Source organism: uncultured Campylobacter sp., from assembly GCF_938018145.1.
Taxonomy (GTDB): Bacteria; Campylobacterota; Campylobacteria; order Campylobacterales; family Campylobacteraceae; genus Campylobacter_A.
In genome coordinates this window covers 1-1,507 of sequence record NZ_CALIII010000360.1, presented here as the reverse complement: position 1 = coordinate 1,507, position 1,507 = coordinate 1, and the positions used below count along the sequence as shown (strand labels likewise).

Annotated in this window: 1 protein-coding gene and 1 pseudogene; both read left to right on the top strand. The window is 47.2% G+C overall.

Annotated elements, in window-relative coordinates; genetic code table 11:
* The first annotated feature begins 2 nt into the window (after nt 1-2).
* Nucleotides 3-929, top strand: a complete 927-nt coding sequence (locus tag Q0338_RS08265; RefSeq protein ID WP_298086338.1) for a response regulator — start codon at nt 3-5, stop codon at nt 927-929.
* A pseudogene (locus tag Q0338_RS08260) lies at nt 907-1,507 on the top strand (sulfate adenylyltransferase); the annotation flags it as partial. The gene Q0338_RS08265 and the pseudogene Q0338_RS08260, both read left to right, overlap by 23 nt.

The window sequence follows — 1,507 nt, the reverse complement described above, 5'->3', positions numbered from 1 at the left end:
AAATGAGAGTTTTGATAATAGAAAACGAAATCTACCTAGCCCAAAGCATCGCCTCAAAGCTAGAAAATCTAGGCTACGAGTGCGAGATAGCAAGGAGCGCGGCGGAGGCGATGAAAAGCGAGCCTGAGCAGAGGGCAAAGGAGGGCGCTAAGGACGTACACTTTGACGTTGTGCTGCTCTCTAGCGCGTTTGCGGGCGACGATACGCTAAAAATCATACAAAAATTTAAAGACTCCGTCGTCATCCTGCTCATCACCTATATCAGCAACGACACCGTCTCGATCCCGATAAAAGCGGGTGCTAGCGACTACATACAAAAGCCGTTTATGATCGAGGAGCTGGTGCGAAAGATCAAGCATTTCGAGGAGTTTAGGCGTCTGCAAACATTTATAAAAACCTATCAGGACTACCTAAACTATCATTTTAAGGCTGTATCGGCGCTAAATTTCGACTTTAAGCGCATAAAGCTGCCGCTTCTCATCAAGTGCAATAAAATGATAAACGCCGATAACTTTGTTTTTGAGTACGCAAAGGCGCTAAATTTGAGCTTTAAATACGTCCCGCTAGAACCCGGCATCGACGTGGAGGCAATAGCCGCGGCAAATCCGCGCACGCTTTTATATTTTTCAAATTTTCAAATTTTACGCCAAGAGGCCAAAAATCAGATCGTCTCTCTCGCCGCCAAACGCAAGCTCATCGCAAGCTCGACAAATCCGAACGAAGAGACGCCGATGGAGACGCTAAACATCACAAGCGACGAGAAAAATTTCCAAATCGACGAAATTTTGACGATCGACGACTACATCAAGCACATCATCGTAAACTATCAGGACAAATACCCCGACACCGAGCTTAGCAAAAAGCTAGGCATCTCGCGAAAATCGCTTTGGGAAAAGAGGAAAAAATATGACGTCGTCAAGAAAAAATAACGCCGTTTGGATAAACGACGAGGCCTTCGGCGCGCTTGATCTCATAGAAAATCAAATTTTTAGCAAATTTAACCGCCTGATGAACGAAAAAGAGGCGAACGAGATCTATGAGACGGGTTTTTTGGCCGGCGAGCCGATGCCATATACTTTCGTCTTCGCTCCGCACGGCAAGCGCAATCAAGAAACGATAAAAAACGCCTCAAAGGGCGATCATATCGAGCTTATAAGCGGCGGCAAGGTCGTGGGGTATATCGAGGTCGGCGAGGTTTTTAAATTTAACGCCGAGAAAAGCTCGCAAAATATCTTTCGCGCTAACGAAGCTGCGCCCGCACAGCAAAGCCAAAGCGGCGAACTGGCCGTAAGCGGCGAGATAAAAATCTACGACGATAAGCTAGCCGAGGTAAGAAAGCTGATCGAAGAGGTCAAAAGAGAGCAAAACGTCCGAAAAATCTCGGCGATCATGCTAACCGCGGAGCCCTTTAATCGCGCGCACGAGCGCCTGATCAGGATGACGATAGACAGCTCCGATCTGGTGTTGCTATTTTTACTAAAAAGCCACGGCGCGGACGAGATGATGA